Consider the following 21,606-nt stretch of genomic DNA (forward strand, 5'->3'; position numbering starts at 1 on the left):
ATTTAGACATATAAATGAAGACATTAATAATAACCTGTGCAGTGAATGAGTCACACAGGGCTCCGCCTAATAGAGTTTTAAAAAAGAGTAAACAATGCAGACACTCCGAAGCATGATGATATTTGTACAGGTAGCCGAATCAGGTTCGTTTACAAAGGCCGCCCAACAGCTTGACCTTAGCGTGCCTTCAGTAAGTGTGGTTGTATCCAAACTGGAAGAGGAATTGCGTGTTAAGTTACTCAACAGGTCGACTCGCAGTCTCGCACTCACAGAAGCAGGGAAAGTGTTCTACCGGGGATGCTGTAGAACGCTTGATGAGGCAAGGCAGACTCATGAAAATATGTTTGCCTTCAATGAACGTCCCTCGGGAGTGCTGCGAATAGGGTGTTCACCCAGCATGGCACACTATGTCATTACGCACATCAGCGCTCAGTTACTGGAAAGGTTTCCCGGTCTTAGTGTAAACCTGGTAACAGCGAGCCCCGCGCCCGACCTTATTTCCCATGGGCTAGACCTGATACTCCGGTTTGGAGAAATAGAGGACTCAGGACTTTATACTCGCAAGGTTGGCAGTATGCCGATGGTTGTGTGCGCGGCCGTAAGTTATCTGAATAAAATGGGCAGACCTGTTCATCCAGATGATATTGAGAAGTTTGACTGGCTTGAGTATGACATCCAGCCGGATAATACCTGTAACCTGACTTCGCGGGATGGCAGTCAGATACGCATCCGTGCCAGAGGTCGCTACATAACAAATGATTCGCTGGCACTAATCGACTGGCTGCGCGCTGGTCGGGGAATCGCCTTCGTGCCGATGATCTGGGTCATAAAAGATATCGCTCAAGGTAACGTTGAGGTCCTGTTCAGCGATTTCAGGACAGAGAGTAGGTCAATTTTTGCACTCCACACATCACGCGACAATATGCCTCTTAAGGTGAAAGCCTGTATTGAGGAACTGACAGAGTTTTTAACTAAAAGCGCAGATGACTGTGCGCATTATCTCAGATAGTCAGTTTTATTCTTTCCGGGATATCAGGATGCAACGTTAACCATCCTGATAATGATTTTCTGGTAAGTACAAAATATCGACTACATTTTAGGCAAAGATATCATTTTGTGTTAGGGGGTATTATGCAAAACGAAATTTATTAATTATTAAAACTCTTTTAGCTTTTAATAAAGAATGTAATCCCGACTGTAATTAAGTATAAGTATGCGCCTAACTCCATGATAAATAAAGTTATTATACAGATAGGCCTGTGAGTTAAGGTTAACAACCAAGGATTAGGTTATTCATTTTATGGCACGCGATGTTAAATAAAGATAAAAAAAAGAGGTAACATATCGTTTTTATATCAAATGAGAATAGTTCTATGTGTAACGTATTAATTATAGATGGTGGCAAGAGTTTTTCGCACTCAGGAGGGGAATTAAACCATTCCATGACTTCTCTCGCTAAGGAGCATCTCACGAAAATGGGCCACCATGTATCAGTCACACTGGCTGATAGTGAATATAACGTCGAAACCGAAATTGATAAATTTATCAGCAGCGACACTATCATTTGGCAAATGCCGGGATGGTGGATGGGTGCTCCGTGGACGGTAAAACGCTACATGGATGAGGTTTTTACAGGTGGTCATGGTGTGTTTTATGAAAACGACGGGCGAACACGTCATGACCTCTCTAAAAAATATGGCTCAGGTGGGTTGTTGAAGAATAAAAAATATATGCTCTCACTTACCTGGAATGCACCTCTGGAGGCTTTTAATGATCCAGAACAGTTCTTTGGTGGTGTTGGCGTAGATGGTGTTTATCTGCATTTTCATAAGGCGAATGAATTCATTGGTCTGCAAGCTATGCCAACATTTATTGCAAATGATGTTGTGAAAAGTCCTGATATCGAAAATGACATGATACGATTCAAAAAACATCTGACTGATTGCTTCGGGTCATGATAGAAACCCTCTGTCTGTCACAATAACCAAAAAGCAGTTTATTGCTGCGGATCGTTCATACTGAATCAGTCGAACTGGTGTTATTTAGCTGTGCCATATTGATTTTCAATAAGCACCAAATAACTAGCCGCCAGAGTATACAGGTTTTTGCAGAATCGGGGCGACGCGATTTTAGGCTCTTTGTGGCTGTCGTGCTCACCTCGATTCTCTTTCGAATTAGGAGAAAAATTAAAATGCCGAAACTAGCAAACAAAGTCGCCATCGTGACCGGCGCATCCAAAGGTATTGGCGCCGGTATCGCCAGGAAACTGGCTGAGGAAGGTGCTGCTGTAGTCGTCAATTACGTCTCGGATAAAGCTGGCGCCGAAGCCATCGTCAATCTCATCGTCGCCCATGGGGGTAAGGCCATTGCTGTACGTAGTGATGTCACCAGCTCTGATCAGTCCCGGGAACTTGTCGATGCGGCAATTACCGCATTCGGACGTCTCGACATCCTCGTTAACAACTCTGGAGTCTATGCTTTTGCCGCAATCGAGGACGTCACAGAGGAGCATTATCGCCGGCTCTTCGACGTTAACGTGCTGGGTACGCTATTATCGACGAATGCCGCTGTGCCACACCTTGGCGCTGGAGCAAGCATCATCAACATCTCATCAACGGCCACAGACGTACGCGGGCCAAACAGTGCTGTCTATACGGGTACAAAAGGTGCGGTGAACGCCATCACTGGCGTTCTGGCCAGAGAACTCGCTCCCCGGGGAATCAGGGTGAATGCTGTCAGCCCTGGCTACATAGTCACGGAGGGAACGTGCACGGCTGGGATCACTGGCTCTGAGATTGAATCGAGTTTTGTTGCTCAAACTCCACTTGGTCGTCCCGGTCAGCCCGATGATGTAGCTGAAGTCGTTGCCTTTTTGGCTTCTGAAGAAGCTCGATGGGTTACAGGGGAAGTTATTAGGGCGAGCGGCGGCATCTCCTGAGGTGAAGCTCATGTATGGTTATGAACCATAGCATTGGTTTCATAAGATCTAACGTCGGCGGAGCGTAACTGAGTAAAACTTTCGTTGCCCTTCACCGCTGCGGATATGGGGGGCTGATGCTGCTGGCCGCCCTCGAGGCGAGACTTCCGGGACTGCTGGCGACACGGGAAATTGAGGGGGGGGGCAGGAGGAGGGCGGTGACGTCCCGGGTGTAGGGGCGAATTTGAGTGCCTCCTGTCTGTGTATGAAAGCTGCGAGCTGGCTGCTTGCCACGGTAACTTAATGAGCTAACAGTAAAACTCCCCTCATCAAACGCGTCCTCAGCCATTGCGATTCCCCCTTCGTGGTATGCGACCATACCTTTCTCTTTTGCTAAGGGCTTTGGATGTTTTGTCCCGTTGTCCTGCCCGGCCCCGAAAACTTGAGGTAGTTTGGGTGATGTACTTCACCACATCATCCAGTTCGACTCGTTCACCGGGCATGTTGCTGATGGCCTGTGGCAGGTAATCATCAAAAGATTTTGCCCGTAGATAGGTAAGATGGCTGCGTATTGGTGCGGTCAACATTTTAACGGTACTGAATATACTCTCGACCAGCGGTACTGCCAGCGGTTCTACCCAATGCGTTATAACGTTTTGCAAGAAGAAGATAGAGTGATAGGTAAATGTATGATTAATCGTATTCTGTGGGCGGTTATGAACTAAATGAACGACGGACTAAATTTAACATAATATACATTATGCGCACTTAGATTGTAGCAGCAAAGTTGTAATGTCCGCTCTGGGCTAAGTGTCGTGTATAATCAACAGGAAGATTCCCATGACGGCACACGCAGCGGAGTTTTTCACTTTGGATGAAGTTAACCGACTCAAAATCATTCAGGACGTTGTCGACCGGCGTCTGACCACTCAGATGGCCGCGCAGCGCCTGGGTATTTCCGATCGCCAGTGCAGACGCCTTCTTTCGCGTTACCGTGAATCTGGCCCGCTTGGTATGGCTAACCGTCGTCGCGGAAAACCCAGCAACCATCAGCTCCCAGATGGTCTTGCCAGGTACGCACTCAGTATTATCCGCGAACGCTATACCGACTTCGGGCCGACGCTGTGAAGATAGTGAGTTAAGCCGCAGGGCTATCGGAAAATATATCGAGGTCTGGCATTACCCGGATGGTCGTAAAGAGCTTCGCTTTAATGGCGCTGTTCTTCCCTACTCCACCTATGATCGACTTCAGGAAATAGACCAGGGGGCTATAGTGGACAACAAACGACTCGGACGCACACTTGAATTTATCAAACTGGTTCAGGACAAACGCGACAACAACCGGTCGCAGGCTCTCCCTGCCGGAGATGGCCCCTCACGGCGGCGCAGAAAACCTACCGAAAAAAATCTCAGCGTTCACTAAACGGCGACGATATGCTGGAAGCGTTGAAGACTCTGCAAACACAGTCTGGGGAAATTGTGGATTAAAATCAAATACTGCATAATGTTAAACAATGCTGAGGATATCATTTTAAATATCACGGACATTTTAACTTTGCCCTGCCCCGGACATCTGAACTTAGCTTTGACATGTAGTAGTTAAATTGAGATGTCCGTCTCTGACCAAAATTACGCTGATTTTGGTCCGACAGTACGCCAGCTGATGACGCAGACTGGTTTATGGATCCCTGGCAAGTTACGGCCGCGCGTACATCAACCACGCCTGCGTCGGGCCTGTACCACAGAGCGCATCCAGATTGATGTCTGCGGGCATCACGGGTTCGAGTGATCGTAATACGCTCATCGCCCTCCTCCATTTGTCAATATGTGTGCTTTCTGTTGACCTAATTTGACAATTGGTGACCAGGCAGTAATTATCATGTTAATTACTGACCAGGCAGCTATCATGAATACCCCAATCGACTCTTCCCATAAAAACCTGCATCTGGGTTTGCTGTTCCATCTGGCAAACCAGTTTAAGGACCTGCTTATCGGCCATTACTTTGCCGACAGCGGCATTACCGCACCGCAATTTAAGGTATTGATTAATATCTTTAAAGGTAACACCAGCCCGGCAGAAATCTGCAAGAGCCTGCAGATGGATACCGGGGCAATGAGCCGTATGGTTGCACGTATGGTGAAGAACGACCTGGTCGAGCGCCGCCCGAATCCGCACGACAAGCGCCAGGTGATCCTGGCCCTGACGGCAAAAGGTCAGACGCTGTGCAATACGTTTCAGAATGAAGCACTGAATACCATCCTCGCGGACTTAACGGCGCGTCTGACGCCCGAAGAATCCCGGCAGCTCGCAGATATTCTTATCAAAATGCTGCCCGATGAATTCACGGCCCCCCATCGCTAATTAAGGTCACCGGTTATGTCTATGGAAAATAACGCGCCTCCCTCGGACAAGCGCCCAGGCAAGCGTACAAGAAACTTCGCCATTTTATTACTGATCCTGATCCTCGCGGCAGGAGGCTGTCTGGCCTGGTATTTGCTTTACGCCCGCTATTACGAGAGCACCGACGATGCTTACGTCAACGGAAATCAGGTCGCCCTGACACCGCAAATCACCGGTACCGTGACTCAGGTGACCGTGGATGAAGGCGATTATGTCGAAAAAGGCCAGCCCCTGGTTCTGCTGGACCCAAGCGATACCGCCATCGCCCTGCAGCAGGCTGAAGCCAATCTCGCCAGCACAGTGCGTCAGGTGCGTGGTCTCTACAGCACTGCCGACAACTACCGTGCACAAGTTGCTGCCAAAAAAGTAGCCCTGCAAACAGCGAAAAGTGACTACGTGCGCCGGGAAAAAATTGTCAGTTCCGGCGCCATTGCGGTGGAAGATCTGGCGCACTACCGTGATGCCGTGACCAGCGCGCAAAGCGATTTACTGGCTGCCGAGCAAGCGCTCAAAACCAATCAGGCGATGGTTGATGACACCGTGGTGGATAACCATCCTGAAGTCAAAACCGCCATTGCGACGCTGCGCCAACGCTATCTCGATAACTCCCGCAGCACCATTGTTGCGCCCGTCAGTGGTTACGTCGCTAAACGTGCTGTGCAGCTCGGGATGCGTGTCACCTCCGGCACCACGCTGCTTGCCATCGTGCCGCTGAATGAAGTGTGGGTGGATGCCAACTTTAAAGAGAGCCAAATGCAGGACATGCGCATTGGGCAAAAGGTGGAGCTGAATGCGGATCTCTATGGCGATAACGTGAAATATCACGGCACCATCGAAAGTCTCGGCATTGGTACCGGTAGCGCATTCTCACTGTTGCCAGCCCAGAACGCCAGCGGCAACTGGATCAAAATCGTCCAACGCCTGCCGGTACGCATCACGCTTGATCCACATGACATGCAGAAGCATCCGCTGCGTGTGGGTCTGTCGATGAACGCTGAGGTGGATATCCGCAATCAGGGTGGTCATCTTCTGCCACAAAAAACCGTCGAACAGCCGCGATTCCGTACCGATGTGTATGAAACGCCAATGGAAGCAGCCGATAAACTGGTGGCGAAAATCCTTCATGACAACACCAGCACTGTAGCCCAGCGCTAAGAGAGAATCTATGTCAGAGCCGAAGGCAGCCTTTACGCCCCCCAGCCTGTTCCTGGCGACGCTTGCCCTGTCGCTGGCGACCTTTATGCAGGTACTGGACTCCACCATCGCCAACGTGGCGCTGCCGACTATCTCCGGCAACCTGGGCGTTAGCGCCGATCAGGGGACATGGGTTATCACCTCTTTTGCGGTGTGTAACGCTATTGCTCTACCGTTGACAGGCTGGTTTACCCGCCGATTCGGGCAGCTGCGGTTGTTTATCGCCTCGGTGATGTTCTTTACCCTGACGTCGTTTCTGTGCGGCTTCGCCCACAGCATGACGGAGCTCATCATCTTCCGTGCGCTGCAGGGTTTTTTCGCCGGGCCGATGTTCCCGATGTGTCAGACGCTGTTGCTGGTTATCTTCCCGCCGATGAAACGCAGCATGGCGCTGGCGCTGCTGTCGATGGTGACCGTGGTGGCGCCTATCGTGGGACCTATCACCGGCGGCTGGCTTACCGATAACTACTCCTGGCCGTGGATCTTCTACATCAACGTGCCGATTGGGATTTTCGCCTCCATCGTGGTCTGGTCGCAGCTGCGCATGCGTGAAGAAACAACGCAGTCATCGCCTGTCGACTATATTGGCATCGCGCTGTTGGTGCTTGGTGTGGGCCTGCTGCAGGTGGTGCTGGATAAGGGCAACGACGAAGACTGGTTCTCTTCTACGCCCATTATCGTGATGTCTATTGTCTCGGCGATCAGCCTGATTTGCTTTGTGATGTGGGAGCTGGACGAACGTCACCCGATTGTGAACCTGCGTCTGTTCAAAGACCGCAACTTCGCCATCGGCACGTTGGCGCTGATGCTGGGCTATGCCGCGTTCTTTGCCATCAATATTATTCTGCCGCAGTGGTTGCAGACCCAGATGGGCTACACGGCTATCTGGGCCGGTCTCGCCGCTGCGCCGATGGGCTTCTTACCACTGGTGCTGACGCCGGTCATCGGACGTTACGCCACCAAAGTGGATTTGCGAATTTTATGCTCAGTGTCATTCCTGACAATGGGGGCATCCTGTCTGATGCGCGCGCAGTTCAATACTGACGTGGATTTCCGCACCATCGCCAGCGTGCAGATGTTTATGGGGATTGGCGTGGCCTTCTTCTTCATGCCGCTGACCACCATTGTGCTGTCGAATCTGCACGGTAACGAAGTGGCGGAAGGTTCAGGACTGGCCACGTTCTTTCGCGTACTCGGCGGCTCCTTTGCCTCATCGTTAACCACATGGATCTGGCAGCGCCGTGAAGTTTTCCACCACGCGAATCTGACCGAGAGCGTGACACAGTACAACCCGGCGGCTATGGATTACGTCAATAAGATGGGTGGCCCGACGCAGCAGCATCTTGCGATGATTGACCAGGTGGTTACCCAGCAGGCCTACATGATGTCGACAATCGACTATTTTTGGGTGCTCGGCTGGGGCTTTATGGCGCTGATTATCATCATCTGGTTCACCCGCCCGCCGTTCGTGAAATCGGGTATGCCAGGCGCCCCCGCAACAGGTCACTAAACTGAAATTCACACAGGCAAACTTCGCTGAACGAGCACTGCGTACGGATGGCACTATCGAGCGCCGGGCCAGTGCCTCTTCCCTGCCCTTTATCACGTAAGACCGCCTGGAACGGGCTCTGGAGATGATAAGAGTGTTGAATAACATTGACCCCATTTCTGATAACGGTGTTTGACGTTTACTGCTCAGTTATTTCGCAGCGGCGTCTGCCCAACAGCTGATAACAATTGTCGAGTCCACGGGTGGCGTGGCGCTCGAAAAATTTGATCCACACTGCCGCTTTCGACTACCTCGCCATCTTTCATCACCGCAATACGATGACTCATATGCTGCACCACGCCCAGATCATGAGAGATAAACAGCATTGACAGATGCAAACGGCGTTGCAGCGCTACCAGCAAATCCAATACTTGCGCCTGGGTGGTGACATCCAGCGCCGACACCGGCTCGTCGCAAATCAGAATATCCGGCTCGCAGGCCAGGGCCTGGGCAATGGCGATACGTTGCAGCTGCCCACCGGAAAGCGTGGCCGGACGTCGTGTCAGCAGATCGGGACTTAAACCAACCAGCGCCAGCAACGCCTGCGCACGTGACAACCGGTCCGCGGCTGTGAGCGTCGTATGCAGGCGCAGAGGCTGTTGCAGCAATTGCGCCACGTTATATTGCGGATTAAATGAACCCAGCGGATCCTGCACAATCGTCTGGATTCGTGCCCGCAACGGCTGACGCTGACGTTCTGTCAGCCTGCTCCATGGTTGCCCTGCGAGAAGGATCTCTCCCTGTTGCGGTGCCTGCAGCGCCAGCGCCAGTTTGCCTAGCGTGGTCTTGCCGCTACCGGATTCGCCCACAATGCCCAGCGTTTCGCCCTGCGCGACCTCTAACGTCACCTGATTGACGGCCTGCAAGCGACGGCCATCCGGCAGAACATACGCCAGTGATACGTTATCGGCAGCCAGCACGGGTGTGGTGCTGTCGGTACTGATGTTCTCCCGCACTACCGTTTGACCCAACGGATCGTTTCCTGTTAACCACTTCCCACGCGTACCGGCAGAGGGAATGGCCGCCAGCAGACGGCGGGTATAAGGGTGTTGCGGCGCATGCAGCACCTGCCGCACGCTGCCGCTCTCCACCGCTTTGCCCTGCCGCATCACCACCACACGGTCGGCAATATCCGCCACTACCGACAAATCATGGGTGATCAGCAGCACGCCATGCCCGGCATCCGCCAGGGCCCTGAATACATTCAAAACTTGTTTTTGTACGGTGGCATCCAGTGCGGTAGTCGGTTCATCGGCAATGAGTAATCGCGGCCCCGCCGCCAGCGCCGATGCGATGAGCGCACGTTGGCGCAGGCCACCGGAGAGTTCATGTGCGTACTGCGCCATCCGGTTATGCGGATCGGGGATGCCGGTTTGCGTTAACAGCTCCGCCACGCGTTCGCGAACTGCCGCCCCCCGTTCCAGGCGGTGCGTCAACAACGGCTCCGCGACTTCCTGACCAATCCGGCGCAGCGGGTCAAGCGAGGTCAGTGCATCCTGCAAAACAAAACCAATTTCGCGCCCGCGTAGTTGCTGCCAACGGCGGGCATCGCACGCCAGTAAATTCTGCGACAGGCCATCGTGCCCCTGCAATATCAGGGACTCGGCGCGAACAGCCGCTCCGGCCCCCGCCAGCCCGACTAATGTCCGGGCCGTGACGGATTTACCCGAACCGGACTCGCCCACCAAAGCCAGGACTTCACCGGCATGCACGTCAAACGATAAGGCGTTAACCGCCTCAATCACCCCCTGCGACGAGGGGAAGCTGACGCTCAGTTGCGCCACCTGTAACAGCGGTTGCTGGAAGGTCTCTGTAGTCATGCGATCCCGCCTTTGGCAATAAGGGTTTGAACACGTCGGCCCAGCAGCGTAATGGCAATCACCGACAGCGCGACAACGCTGGCGGGCAGCAGGCTGACCCACGGGGCGCTATCGAGAAAATTACGTCCCTCAGAGAGCAATGCGCCCCACTCCGCCGTCGGCGGAGTCACCCCAAGTCCAAGGAAACTGAGGGCCGAGGCGGATAATATGGAATAGCCTATCCCCACCGTTGCCAGTACCAGCAGCGGGCGCAGCGTATTGGGCACAATATGGCGCAAAATAATCACCATTGGCGGCTCACCCAGCGCCACCGCATGCTGCACATACCCCGATAACCTGACCTGCAACACTTGCGCGCGCACCAGCCTGGCATAGCCAGCAATGCCGGCCAGTCCGACCGCCAGCAGGGTATTCTCTGGCCCACGCCCCAACACCGTGATAGCCAGCAGCGCCAAGAGCAAATCGGGGAACGCCAGCATAATGTCCAGTAGCCGCACGAGTAACTGCCGTACCGCCCTGGGCGCAAGACCTGCCAGTGTCCCCAGCACAATACCGCCCGCACTGGCAATCAGGGTCGCGCCGACCCCAATGCTCAGCGACAGCGAGGTGCCATACACCACGCGGGTAAACACATCACGCCCCAACTGGTCAGTACCGAACCAGTGTCTGAGGTCTGGCGGTTGCAAAATCGCGCTGAAATCCATCTGTTCGGGGGTATACGGTGTGAATAGCGATGGAAAAAACACCGCCACCACGAGCAGTAGCACCAGTAACAACGGAATGCTGGTACCCGGCGCCAGCCACGGGTTACGATAGCGCCCCCTGTCGCGGCGGGCCACCCGCAGTAAAAGATCACTCATCAGCATGCCCTCGCAGACGTAGACGGGGATCGATCAGTAAATAAAGGGCATCAATCAGCAGGTTAATCACCACAAACAACAGCGCAGAGAACATCACCACCCCCAGCACCAGGGGCATGTCGCGGTTCTCAATCGCACCGAGAGTGATTTGTCCCAGTCCCGCCCGGCCAAACACCGTTTCGGTCAGAATTGAGCCGCCTAATACGCTGGCCAGCAGCGTCCCCGTCAGCGTCGACACCGCCAGCGAGGCATGGCGCAACGCATGCCGTAAGCGCAGCGCAGTTTCACTCACCCCTCGCGTACGGACGGTCATGGCGAACGGCTGCGAAAGCGCCTCCTCCAGCCCATCACGCAGCACCTGGCTGAGTGTCGCAGCCAGCGGCAGGCTGAGCGTCACCACCGGCAGCACAAGGGCGATCCAGCCATCGTTACCGGTCACCGGAAACCATTGCAGTTTGAAACTGAAGATGCTCAACAACACGATACCGATCCAGTACACCGGTGTGCTAAGCAGCATCAGCTCCAACCCGGCAAGCAGAGACCGCAGACGCGGATGACGTCCGGCTGTCAGTAATGCGTTAAATACCGCCAGTACCAGCGCCAGTGCCAGGGCGCTGACGGCCAGCGGCACCGTCTCTTTCAACGCTGCGCTAATCACCTGCACAACAGGCTGGCGATACTGGTAACTCACGCCAAGGTTGCCCGTCAGCGCCTCGCCACAGTAGCGCAAATATTGCCACCACAGTGGCTTATCCAGGCCGAACTGGCGGGTCAGCGTCTCGCGAAAACTATCATCCACAACGCTGTTGGCGCTGCCTATCAGAATCGCCACAGGATCGCCGGGGATCAGTTTTACCGCAACAAACGTCAGCGTTGCCGCGCCCCACAGCACGGCGAAAATGGTCAGCAGGCGCTTGCCTGCTGCCAGCAGCTTAGCGTTGGATCCAGACATCATAGAAATTCGGCTTCGCGTTCGTGGCCCAGCTAATGCCCTGCACCTGTTTGGCTTTCCCTAACTGATATGCCGGGATGTAAATTGGCACCGCCCAGGCCTGATCGATAATCTGCTGCTGGATGGCATAGTAGATGCGTTTACGCTCGGCTTCGCTGGCACCGACAGCGGTTTCCAGTTGGCTATCCAGCGCTTTAACGCGGCTGAAGTTGTTCCCCTTCGGCGGAATATAGTTGGAGTGGAAAACGGTACGCAGGATATCCGGCTCCGGGCGAACAAAATAGTTCGATATAATGTCGTACTGGTTAGCCGCCGTGCGGCTGCTGAGAATGCCTGAATCCACCGGATCGAGTTTCAGTTCAAAACCGGCTTGTTTTACCTGGTATTGAATTGCCTGGAACAGCGTCACGTCAGCGGCTTCGACATCGTTTGAAGAGTAGGTAAATTGCACAGTAAGGCGTTTACCCTCCTTTACCCGGTAGCCTTCGCTATCGGTTTGTTGCCAGCCGGCTTCATCCAGAAGACGGCGGGCTTTTTGCAGATCAAACCCCCACTGGCTGGCAATGGCCGGATCGTAATCCAGCGTAGCGGGTCCAAGAATATTGTCGGCAGGTTTCAGGATGCCAAAGAACGCGGCTTTAACGGCAGTGGTGCGATCGATGGCGCTCTGGAAGGCCTGCCGCACTTTCAGGTCGCTGAAGATCCCTGTGTCGCTATTCAAATAAAGGACGCGTGGAACGCCGGGGTTTTCCCTGGTGATCACATCCAGCTTCGGGTTATTTTTTACCTGCGCATAATTCACTGGCGGAATGGCATCGATCACCTGTACCTGCCCGCTATTCAGCGCGCCAAGCCGCACCGCTGACTCCGGCAGGTACTTAAATTCGATCTTATCCAGCCATGCCGGACCTTTGTGGGTGGCATAGCCCGGGCCCCAGTTGTAATCGGCGCGCTTGCTGAGTTTACTCCCGCTGCCTTTGACAAACGATTCGAGGATATAGGGACCGGAACCGACCACGGTATTGCTGGTATTCGCCGTTTTCTGCAGATAAGTCGGTGACTGAATACCGAGATACGGCAAGCTCAGCCCCTGCAACAGCGGTGCGAAAGGCGTTTTATAGCGGATCACCACGGTGTACTCATCTGGCGTAGTGATCGCGTCAATCGGCCCCAACAACGATTTGGAGTAACTGGAGGTGGTTTTCGGATCGAGTATGCGTTCAAAGTTATATTTTACCGCCGCAGCATCCAGTTTCGTGCCATCACTAAAAGTCACATCCTTACGAAGATGGAAGGTGTATTCGCGGTTATTGTTTTTAATTTCCCAGCGTTCCGCCAGCCATGGAGTAAAGCTGTTATCTTCCGCCTGGCCGACCAGAGAATCCACCACGTTACGCGTAACCAGAGCGGTGACGGAATAAGCGGTAATAGAGGGGTCAATAATCGGGGTATCGCTGCCCAGAGCGACCGTCAGCACACCCCCCGCGACAGGTTTATCCTGCGCGAGAGCGGTGAAGCTGGCAGTAAGCGTTAGCGCGGAAAGCAGACTGATGCGCAATAAACTGTTCTGTGAATAAATGCTTCGTTTCATCCCTTATCCTTGGCCTGGTTTTTGTTAAATATCTTGCAATTAAAGTCCATTGTAGGGGGAGAGCCGCCGTCGAGTAACGATGGATAATTTATATCTATTTCTGAAAATAGCTTTTGCTTCAGGGGGAAGAAAAGAAAAAAGAGAACCCCGAGCTACAGGCTCCCAATAAAATAATGGAAACTCTCTTCCGCCATTATTTATCTCAAAAGAGTCAGAAGGCAGCTAAATTAACCCTCCGACTTTATTAAGATAAAAATGTGAAATAAGAATAGGCATTAACAGTGATGGTCAGTTTCGCCAACAAGACGCAGAACGTCGAGATATAACCCGTGTTCAGGAGGCGCCGCTTCCGGCGCCCCCTGTGATTCACCTCGCGGCTACTCCTCGTACGCCGCGTGATGGAAATCAATTTCCCACTGCAGCACCTCGCCGTAAAGCGCCGATAACGCCTGCTTTTCGTCTTCACTCAGCGCCATGGCGCAGCGGTCGAGTTCGTTCTTTAGCCAGAGAGCCTGCTGATAAAATTCGTCCTCCGCGTGCATTTCCACCCAGCGTCGTAAATCAGCATCGCTCTGATGATGTTCGCTCGCCCGTCGGCACCAGCAAGAGTACATCCACTCCGCACCGAACATCAGGGTCACGATCTGCTCATAGCTGCCCTCGCGGGCGGTCCGCAGCATACCATCGCGAAAGCGCCGTACCCCGGGCAAATCATCCGGGTACTCAGCGGGTTCGATCTGCCGCGCTGACAACACCTGTTCAAACCACGCGATCTGTATATCAACCAGGGCATTCAGCACGCCAATCAGCCAGCGCTGCTGATGAATACCCGGCGCTTTGCTGACCCCGAGGGCAAATATCGCGATTGCCGTCGCGACAAAGTTGCCCTCAAACACCAGATAGCGGTTGAAGACGGCTGTCGGCAGACGATCCTGTTCGATATCAGTCACAAACGGGTGCTGCTGCATCGCCTGCCACGCCGGTTGATGTTCGCGCAGCAGGCGTTCGCTAAACGTTTTCATTAAGCTTCCTCCAGCGCGGCCTGCGCGACCGACATAAAATGCTTCACCCGGGCCAGCTCAACATCGTTCCACCAGACGCCATCGACCTTCATTGTACTGGCCACAATGACCCCCTGAGTCCGCCCGAGGATCTGCTTCACGTTAGCCGGCGTCACCCCGGAACCCACCAGGAGTGGTAGCTCCGTCGCCGCGCGTATCTCGTCAATTTCCCCCATCGTGGCGCTATCGCCCGTACGCTGACCGGTGGCGATCACCGCGTCAGCCTCGAAGAAATCGACATCGCGCGTCAGCTCCTGAATCGAACGATCGGCGACAATGGCATGGCTACCGTGCTTAACGTGGCTATCGGCAAAAACGCGAATATGTTCAGCGCGCAGCATACTGCGGTAGCGCAGCGCCTTAGCGGCCGCCCCTTCAATAAATCCTTCGTTGGCGATATAGGCGTTGGCCCACTGGTTTACGCGGACGAAATCGGCGCCTCCCGCCAGGGCGATCGCCATTGCCGGGATCGCCGCGTTAGCGAGGACGTTAATACCCAGCGGCACAGCAAAACGCTCACGAACTTTCTCGGTAATGACCGCCATCAGCGCTGAGGTTTCATGGCCGATGTCCTCAGGTTTAGAGAAAGGAATATCGCCATGGTTTTCAATAATCAGACCATGAACACCACCTGAAATATAATTTTCAGCATCGCGAAGTGCACGTTCAACAATATCAGAGACTGATTTTCCTCGATATTTTGGCGCGCCAGGGAATGGGTCACAATGAATAACGCCAATAACAGCCTTGCTTCGTGAAAAAATAGCTTGTATTGCATTCGTTTTTTCTGCTGAGATAGCAACCATCTTATCCATCCTGTTAAGGGAGCACTATGCGTGTTTACGTTACTGGTAATATTACCGTAGATGAAACCTGGTCCATTCCGGATATACCGAAAAAAGGGGCTTCCATTCACGGCGTTAAAGTTTCGCAGGATATCGGCGGTAAAGGCGCGAACCAGGCGATTATATTATCCCGCTGCGGAATAGAGACGCGTTTAATTGCCGCCACGGGAAATGACAGCAACGGCGCGTGGATCCGCCAACAGATAAAAAATGAACCACTGACGCTACTACCCGACGGCCATTTCAATCAACATAGCGATACCTCGATTATTTTAAATAGCGCTGATGGCGACAACGCCATTATTACCACTACGGCGGCTGCCGATACATTCAGCCTGGATGAAATTATTCCGCATATGGCGGATGCCGTCGCTGGCGATATTCTGCTACAGCAGGGCAATTTCTCCCTCGATAAAACGCGGGCGCTGTTCCAGTACGCCAGAAGCCGCGGCATGACGACGGTATTCAACCCCTCACCTGTCAATCCTGACTTTTGCCATCTGTGGCCGCTCATCGACATCGCGGTGGTCAATGAATCCGAGGCCGAGCTGCTCCAGCCATACGGGGTGAAAACCTTAGTGATTACCCAGGGCGCCGCAGGCGCCTGGCTGGTCCAGGAGGGCCAGCGTCAGTTTTGTCCCGCCGTGCCCGCCGAGGCGCTTGACACTACCGGCGCGGGCGACACGTTCCTCGCCGTCATGCTGGCCTCCGCCCTGCTGCGCGGCGTCGCGCCGGATGCGCTGGCGCTGGCGCACGCCAGTCGCGCTGCCGCCATTACCGTTAGCCGCCGGGGGACGCTCAGCGCGTTTCCCGGCAGCCGTGAGCTCGCCGCCCTGTTAACCACGGACGGGGCGCGCTGACCTACTTAAACAGCGGACGGTATGAATCGACGTTCGCTTTGGTCACCACCGTCGCCGGAACCAGAATGGTTTTCGGCACGGTTTTACCCGACGTGATGCTGTTCAGCGCATTCAGGGCTTCGGCGCCCATCTTTTCCGGGTCCTGCTGCAGTACGGCGGTGACGTAGCCGCCGTCAATACCGGAAATCGCCTTCGCCGTCAGATCCCAGCCAAAGACTTTAATATCCTTCTGCCGTCCCTGGTTTTCTACGGCGGCGATAGCGCCGAGCAGCGCGGGTTCGCCGGTGGCATAAATCGCTGTCAGATCCGGGTTACCGGTGATCAGGTTTTCCGCCGCGGTCATCGCTTTATCCTGCACGTTCTGCCCGTCGACCACGTTAGCGATGGTAATCTTCGGATTGCTTTTCAGCGTCTCTTCGAACCCTTTCTGCCGCTGGTTCTGAATGGCCGAATTCAGCGCACCGACAATACCCAGTCGCGCCTGGCCGCCCATCTCTTTCTGCACGTAGTCCACGAAGTATTGACCAATAATTCTGCCGCCTTCAATATTATCAACGCCGACCTGAGCTGCCTGTGGCCCGGCCGGTAATACGGCATCAATCGCAATCACCGGAATGTTTGCGGCGGCAGCTTCTTTAACCGCTGGCATGATCCCGTTAACGTCGATAGCAGCAACCAGAATGCCTTTAACGCCTTGCTGAATATAGTTTTCTATCGCGTAGTTTTGCGCCACGGGATTATCGTTAGAGTTAAAAATAACTAAATCCTTGCCACTGGCTTTGGCCGCATCCTGTGCGCCTTTATTCATCAGATTAAAGAACAGCGCCTGTTGGTTGATTTGTACCAGCGCATAAGTCGGACCGGCAGCGCTGGCGGCAGAAATAAAACTCATTGATGCCAGCATGGTCGTGGCGACAGCAAGTAAACGCAGTTTTCCGGTGTGAAATAACATCATCAGTATCCTCGTCGGGAATAGTTGATAGCCAGCAGAGTTCCGCGCCGCATGCGAACGCAGAAGGATTATTTTTTTGGCGGGCAAATATCGTCTATATCGCCAGAACAATCATTGAACGTTCGGCGGATACCTGCTTAATGTCATCCCGGCAACCGGTCCGTGTCGGTGCGCGACTGGAATAAATTAAACGGGGTTGGGAATGACTTCCCGGATGATGCGGTAAACTGCCTATACAATTCTCTGCTGATTAAAATTTGTCAAGCATTTATTTTTGGTGATTGTTCGCAGAGAAATTGCTGTATCCACCGCGCTTAACTATGTTACAGATAGCCGATTCTGGCAGAAATGGCGCAGGAAATGAGTATAAAACGCGTATTGTTATCCGATGTGGCAAAGCTGGCCGGGCTGTCGAAGGCGACCCTGTCGCGCTATATGAACAACAGTATTGTGCTGCCACAGGACACCATCGACCGCATCGAAACCGCCATTCGCGAACTGGACTATCGCGGCAATAGCCTGGCACGCCGTCTTAGCAAAGGCGGCAGCGAAACGCTTGGCCTGGTGCTTCCCGATATTACCAACCCCTTCTTTGCCGAACTGGCCGACGCTGCCGAAGAGGCCGCTTCTGCCAGCGGCTACAGCCTGGTGCTGTGTATCACCCGCAACAACCCGGAAAAAGAGTGCCAGTTCATTCGCTGGCTGGATACCTGCCAGGTCGACGGTCTGCTGTTCACCACCAACCGCCCCGATAATGGCCTGCTGCGTAAGGAGGTCCAGCGACACGAACGCATTGTCCTGCTGGATGAAGATATTCCCGGCAGTAAGGTACCGAAAGTGTTTGCCGATAACGTCCAGGGCGGGCGGATCGCCACCGAAAAACTGATCGCCGCCGGGCATCGCCATATCGCTTTCGTCGGTGGCCCGGACAAGCTGATGAGCGTCCGCGAGCGCTATCAGGGCTTTTGCACCGCGATGGAGCAAGCGGGCCTGAGCTGGCCGCCCGAATGGGTGATGTATGGCGACTACCAGCGCGAGTTTGGCCAGCAGGCGCTGCGGTACCTGTTCAGCCAACCGGTTCGCCCTACCGCCGTCTTCGCCGCCAGCGACTATCTGGTGCTCGGTCTGCTCGACGGCTTGCGCGCCAGCGGGCTCCAGGCGCCGGAAGCGCTTTCGTTAGTCGGCTTCGATGACGCCAATTACGCCGATTTTACCCAGCCGCGGATCTCCACTATCCGTCAGCCTGCCCGCGAACTGGGCCGCACCGCGGTGAACATCATGATGCGCCTGCTAAACGACGATCGGGATATTCCCGCGGAAACCCGCCTGCCGGTTGAATGGATTGGCCGCGACTCGATCAAGATCTGTTAAGCCCGTCCCAAAATGGCGCAAAAGCGCCCGCTTTTGGCGCAAAAACGATCAATTAACAATTTATTCACTATAATAAGTAAACCGGTTTACCGGATTGTAATCAATAAAGTCTATTTATTACATAAGGTTAAGTTACAGGGCTGCTGTGTGGTTCCTGCCCTGGCACGGATGCTGCAATGTTCTTACTGGCGAACAAATATCTTACATAGCGTTTGTCCTGACTGCACTGGCGAGTGCTCTATTCCGCAGGTAAACCGGTTTACTAGATTGTAAACCGTGTCGGATAGAGTCTCTCCCGCAGGATGGCGAACATTTTCCCGGCCACAGCGATGGGAGTTATCAGATGCAGCAGCCACAAACTACCCCGCCAAGGGTGGAGATGATCAATATCACCAAGACCTACGGGTCGATACGCTCATTGCGCGGAGTCAACCTTGAGCTGGCCCCGGGCGAAGTGCTGGGCTTAGTGGGCGATAACGGCGCGGGGAAATCCACCCTGACCAAAGTGCTCTCTGGCGCGGTGATCCCCTCCAGCGGCACGATTCGTATCGACGGTGAACAGCAGCAGTTTACTAATCCGGCCGATTCGCGCCGTTGCCATATCGAGATGGTCTACCAGGATCTGTCGCTCTGCGACACGGTCGACGTCGCGGGCAATCTTTTTATGGGCCGAGAGCCAATGAAATCGCTCCTCGGCATCCCCTTTCTGGACGAGGCCAAAATGCACGCCGATGCCAGGGAGATGCTTAAAGGGCTCGGGATCTCCATTCCGGATACTCGCCTGCTGGTGCGAAATCTCTCCGGCGGCCAGCGCCAGGCTATAGCCATCGCCCGCGCCGCGGCCTTTGACCCGAAAGTACTGATTATGGATGAACCCACCGCCGCACTGGCCGTCGCGGAAGTTGAAGCGGTTCTGGAGCTCATTCGCCGCGTTTCCGCTCGCGGGGTGAGCGTGATTCTGATTACCCACCGCCTGCAGGACCTATTCCTGGTCTGCGACCGGATCATGGTGATGTATGAAGGTACCAACGTCGCCGACAGACGGGTGTCCGACACCAGCCTGAGCGATATCGTTAACCTGATTGTGGGCGAAAAATTCACCGCCCGCTCTGCGGCAGCACATTGAGGTAACAGGATGAGTATCATGAACTTAAGCAGCTCACGCATGATCCAGCATTCGCTGCCGCGCCGCCTGCTTCATAACCACTCAGGCGTGGTCAGCATCGCGCTCTTTTTCGTCTTCTGCTGCGTGGTGTTTTCGCTGATCACCAGCAACTTTCTCACCGGCACCAACTGGCTCAACATTATCCGTCAGAGCGCCCCGCTGCTGATCGTCGCAACGGCAATGACCCTGGTCATTACCACCGGCGGTATCGATCTGTCGGTGGGCTCCACCCTGGCGCTGGTCGGCGCACTCTCCGCTATCGCGCTGAATAACTGGGGGCTGCCGTGGCCGGTGGTCCTGCTTGGCGGCCTGCTGCTCGGCGGATTCGTTGGCGCCATCAACGGCTTCTTTATTGCCTATGAAGGCATTCCGGCGTTTATCGTCACGCTCGCCACCCTGGCCGTGGTTCGCGGCATCGCGCTGCTGGTCACCCAGGGCTACTCGATTCCGGTGCCGGCTGACAGCCTGTTTACCTTTATCGGACGCGCGTGGGTAGTTGGTATCCCTATGCCCGCGCTGATCGGCATTATGATTCTGGTGATCGGGCATATCGTTCTCAACCATATGCGCTTTGGCCGTTACGTGACCGCTATCGGCGCCAACGCCGAAGGCGCGCGACGCAGCGGCATTAACACCAAAGCGGTGACCATGAAGGTCTATGTCATCAGCGGAATGGCCGCCGCGCTGGCGGGGATGATCATTACCGCACGCCTTGGCAGCGGCTCTTCCAACCAGGGCGAAGGCTTTGAACTGCAGGTCATTGCTGCCGTTGTGCTTGGCAGCACCAGTCTGTTTGGCGGCTTCGGGACTATTATTGGCACGCTGCTGGGCGCGCTGTCGATTGCGGTCATTCAGAACGGGCTGATCCTGTCGCATATTTCGCCGTTTTACACCCAGATAGCTACCGGCACCATTATCCTGCTGGCTATCTGGCTGAACACCCGCATTCTCAACCCGACACGCTCCGCGGCAAAAGGATAGCTGATGAAAGGATCAATTTTTCGCCATCCCTCCCCGCTGCCGGTTGGCGTCAGCAGCGGTTACGTGATGACTGTGCTTGGCCCGCTGCCGATTACCGAAATGGGCGTTACCCTGATGCATGAGCATATTCTGCTGGATGCCTCCGGCAAATGGGTGCCGCCCTGCTGCTGTAGCGATCGCCATCTTGCCGAAATGCCGGTGAAAATGGAAAACCTTGGCGAACTGTCGCTCAACCCGCTGATGAGCCGCGATAACTGTCAGCTGTTTGATGTCGACGTTGCGATTGACGAGCTGACTAAATTTCGCGCCCTTGGCGGAGAGACGGTGGTCGACCCGACCAATATCGGCATTGGCCGCGATCCGAAAGCGCTGGCGCGTATCGCGCGTCTGACCGGTCTGAACATCATTATGGGTACCGGGCTCTATCTGGAGCCTTCGCACCCCGAGTGGGTAAAAATCAGCAGCGTCGAACAGCTGACCGAGCGGCTGATTTACGATCTTGGCGGTGCGGAGGAGAAACCGGAGGTGCTCGCCGGACTTATCGGCGAAATCGGTATCTCCAGCCGCTTTACGCCGGATGAGGAGAAATCCCTACGCGCTGCGGGTCGGGCCAGCGCCGCGACCGGCGTGCCGATCGAGGTCCATCTGCCTGGCTGGGAGCGGCTGGGCCATCGGGTGCTGGATATTCTCGAGCAGGAAGGCGCCGATTTACGCCATACCGTGCTGTGCCATATGAATCCCAGCTTTGCCGATAAGCGCTACCAGCGCGAACTGGCGCAGCGTGGGGCATTTCTCGAATACGACATGATCGGCATGAGCTATTACTACGCCGACGAATCGGCGCAGTCGCCCTCCGACGAGGAGAATGCCCGCGCGATCCGCGAGTTGATTGACGACGGCTATATCCAGCAAATTCTGCTGTCGCAGGACGTCTTCCTGAAAACCATGCTTACCCGCTACGGCGGCCACGGTTACGGCTACATACTCAAGCATTTTGTTCCGCGTCTGCGGCGCCACGGCATCAGCGGCGAACAACTTGAAACCTTAATGATTGGAAACCCCCAGCGGGTCTTTGGCGGATAAAAGG

18 protein-coding genes and 3 pseudogenes are annotated in these 21,606 nt (G+C 54.5%); 12 read left to right on the forward strand and 9 right to left on the reverse strand.

Annotated elements, in window-relative coordinates; all coding sequences use genetic code 11:
• Positions 1-94 precede the first annotated feature (94 nt).
• From CWM54_RS05255 to CWM54_RS05265, 3 genes are all read left to right on the forward strand, one after another.
• Positions 95-1,009: a LysR substrate-binding domain-containing protein gene (locus CWM54_RS05255; RefSeq protein WP_100680233.1), complete on the forward strand. Its 915-nt coding sequence runs from the start codon at positions 95-97 to the stop codon at positions 1,007-1,009.
• Positions 1,010-1,373: 364 nt separating this feature from the next.
• The gene (locus CWM54_RS05260) at positions 1,374-1,958 is read left to right on the forward strand and encodes an NAD(P)H-dependent oxidoreductase (protein ID WP_100680234.1); all 585 of its coding nucleotides are present in this window, start codon (positions 1,374-1,376) and stop codon (positions 1,956-1,958) included.
• Positions 1,959-2,191: 233 nt separating this feature from the next.
• Entirely contained in the window at positions 2,192-2,938 is a 747-nt protein-coding gene (locus tag CWM54_RS05265) for a glucose 1-dehydrogenase (protein ID WP_100680572.1), read from the forward strand.
• Positions 2,939-3,303: 365 nt separating this feature from the next.
• Here CWM54_RS05265 and CWM54_RS05270 read toward each other — a convergent pair.
• Positions 3,304-3,564, reverse strand: a pseudogene (locus CWM54_RS05270) (hypothetical protein); the annotation flags it as partial.
• Between the two features lie 217 nt (positions 3,565-3,781).
• Positions 3,782-3,886 (reverse strand): annotated as a pseudogene (locus CWM54_RS29175) (hypothetical protein); the annotation flags it as partial.
• On the opposite strand from CWM54_RS29175, the pseudogene CWM54_RS05280 reads away from it, so the two are divergent.
• The 4 genes and pseudogenes from CWM54_RS05280 to CWM54_RS05300 all read left to right on the forward strand — a co-directional run bounded on the left by CWM54_RS05280 (position 3,839) and on the right by CWM54_RS05300 (position 8,022).
• A pseudogene (locus CWM54_RS05280) lies at positions 3,839-4,405 on the forward strand (helix-turn-helix domain-containing protein). The pseudogenes CWM54_RS29175 and CWM54_RS05280 sit on opposite strands and share 48 nt — an antisense overlap.
• A 418-nt stretch (positions 4,406-4,823) precedes the next feature.
• On the forward strand, positions 4,824-5,279 hold the full coding sequence (locus CWM54_RS05290) for a MarR family winged helix-turn-helix transcriptional regulator (protein WP_008804876.1): 456 nt from the start codon (positions 4,824-4,826) through the stop codon (positions 5,277-5,279).
• A 15-nt stretch (positions 5,280-5,294) separates the two neighbouring features.
• Positions 5,295-6,473 carry an efflux RND transporter periplasmic adaptor subunit gene (locus CWM54_RS05295; RefSeq protein ID WP_206053110.1) on the forward strand — a complete coding sequence of 393 codons (1,179 nt, stop codon included), beginning with the start codon at positions 5,295-5,297 and terminating at the stop codon, positions 6,471-6,473.
• A 10-nt stretch (positions 6,474-6,483) separates the two neighbouring features.
• On the forward strand, positions 6,484-8,022 hold the full coding sequence (locus CWM54_RS05300) for a DHA2 family efflux MFS transporter permease subunit (protein WP_061154586.1): 1,539 nt from the start codon (positions 6,484-6,486) through the stop codon (positions 8,020-8,022).
• A 185-nt stretch (positions 8,023-8,207) separates the two neighbouring features.
• Here CWM54_RS05300 and CWM54_RS05305 read toward each other — a convergent pair whose 3' ends face one another.
• From CWM54_RS05305 to CWM54_RS05330, 6 genes are all read right to left on the reverse strand, one after another.
• Positions 8,208-9,881: a dipeptide ABC transporter ATP-binding protein gene (locus tag CWM54_RS05305; RefSeq protein WP_100696288.1), complete on the reverse strand. Its 1,674-nt coding sequence runs from the start codon at positions 9,879-9,881 to the stop codon at positions 8,208-8,210.
• Complete coding sequence (locus CWM54_RS05310) at positions 9,878-10,741, reverse strand: ABC transporter permease (protein ID WP_077264152.1); 864 nt, start codon at positions 10,739-10,741, stop codon at positions 9,878-9,880. The genes CWM54_RS05305 and CWM54_RS05310 overlap by 4 nt, the downstream gene beginning before the upstream one ends.
• A complete protein-coding gene (locus tag CWM54_RS05315; protein WP_087731645.1) occupies positions 10,734-11,696 on the reverse strand; it encodes an ABC transporter permease in 963 nt (320 codons plus the stop codon). Before CWM54_RS05315 ends, CWM54_RS05310 begins: the two co-directional genes overlap by 8 nt.
• Positions 11,674-13,284, reverse strand: a complete 1,611-nt coding sequence (locus CWM54_RS05320; RefSeq protein ID WP_100680239.1) for an ABC transporter substrate-binding protein — start codon at positions 13,282-13,284, stop codon at positions 11,674-11,676. Before CWM54_RS05320 ends, CWM54_RS05315 begins: the two co-directional genes overlap by 23 nt.
• 377 nt (positions 13,285-13,661) lie before the next feature.
• A complete protein-coding gene (locus tag CWM54_RS05325; RefSeq protein ID WP_100680240.1) occupies positions 13,662-14,306 on the reverse strand; it encodes a TenA family protein in 645 nt (214 codons plus the stop codon).
• The gene (locus CWM54_RS05330) at positions 14,306-15,151 is read right to left on the reverse strand and encodes a BtpA/SgcQ family protein (protein WP_061154581.1); all 846 of its coding nucleotides are present in this window, start codon (positions 15,149-15,151) and stop codon (positions 14,306-14,308) included. Before CWM54_RS05330 ends, CWM54_RS05325 begins: the two co-directional genes overlap by 1 nt.
• A gap of 26 nt (positions 15,152-15,177) precedes the next feature.
• On the opposite strand from CWM54_RS05330, the gene CWM54_RS05335 reads away from it, so the two are divergent.
• On the forward strand, positions 15,178-16,050 hold the full coding sequence (locus CWM54_RS05335; RefSeq protein WP_023297625.1) for a PfkB family carbohydrate kinase: 873 nt from the start codon (positions 15,178-15,180) through the stop codon (positions 16,048-16,050).
• 1 nt (position 16,051) lies between these two features.
• Here CWM54_RS05335 and CWM54_RS05340 read toward each other — a convergent pair whose 3' ends face one another.
• A complete protein-coding gene (locus tag CWM54_RS05340; RefSeq protein ID WP_100696290.1) occupies positions 16,052-17,005 on the reverse strand; it encodes a substrate-binding domain-containing protein in 954 nt (317 codons plus the stop codon).
• Between the two features lie 345 nt (positions 17,006-17,350).
• On the opposite strand from CWM54_RS05340, the gene CWM54_RS05345 reads away from it, so the two are divergent.
• The 4 genes from CWM54_RS05345 (at position 17,351) to CWM54_RS05360 (ending at position 21,602) form a co-directional block, all read left to right on the forward strand.
• Positions 17,351-18,373, forward strand: a complete 1,023-nt coding sequence (locus CWM54_RS05345; RefSeq protein ID WP_061154579.1) for a LacI family DNA-binding transcriptional regulator — start codon at positions 17,351-17,353, stop codon at positions 18,371-18,373.
• A 379-nt stretch (positions 18,374-18,752) separates the two neighbouring features.
• Complete coding sequence (locus CWM54_RS05350; RefSeq protein WP_165784150.1) at positions 18,753-19,499, forward strand: ATP-binding cassette domain-containing protein; 747 nt, start codon at positions 18,753-18,755, stop codon at positions 19,497-19,499.
• An 18-nt stretch (positions 19,500-19,517) separates the two neighbouring features.
• Positions 19,518-20,519, forward strand: coding sequence for an ABC transporter permease (locus CWM54_RS05355; protein ID WP_165785885.1), 1,002 nt, complete (start codon positions 19,518-19,520; stop codon positions 20,517-20,519).
• A gap of 3 nt (positions 20,520-20,522) precedes the next feature.
• Positions 20,523-21,602: a phosphotriesterase gene (locus CWM54_RS05360; protein ID WP_100696294.1), complete on the forward strand. Its 1,080-nt coding sequence runs from the start codon at positions 20,523-20,525 to the stop codon at positions 21,600-21,602.
• The last annotated feature ends 4 nt before the right edge of the window (positions 21,603-21,606 follow it).

Origin of the sequence: Klebsiella sp. D-Nf1 (assembly GCF_002810515.1) — a bacterium.
Lineage (GTDB): Bacteria > Pseudomonadota > Gammaproteobacteria > Enterobacterales > Enterobacteriaceae > Klebsiella > Klebsiella variicola.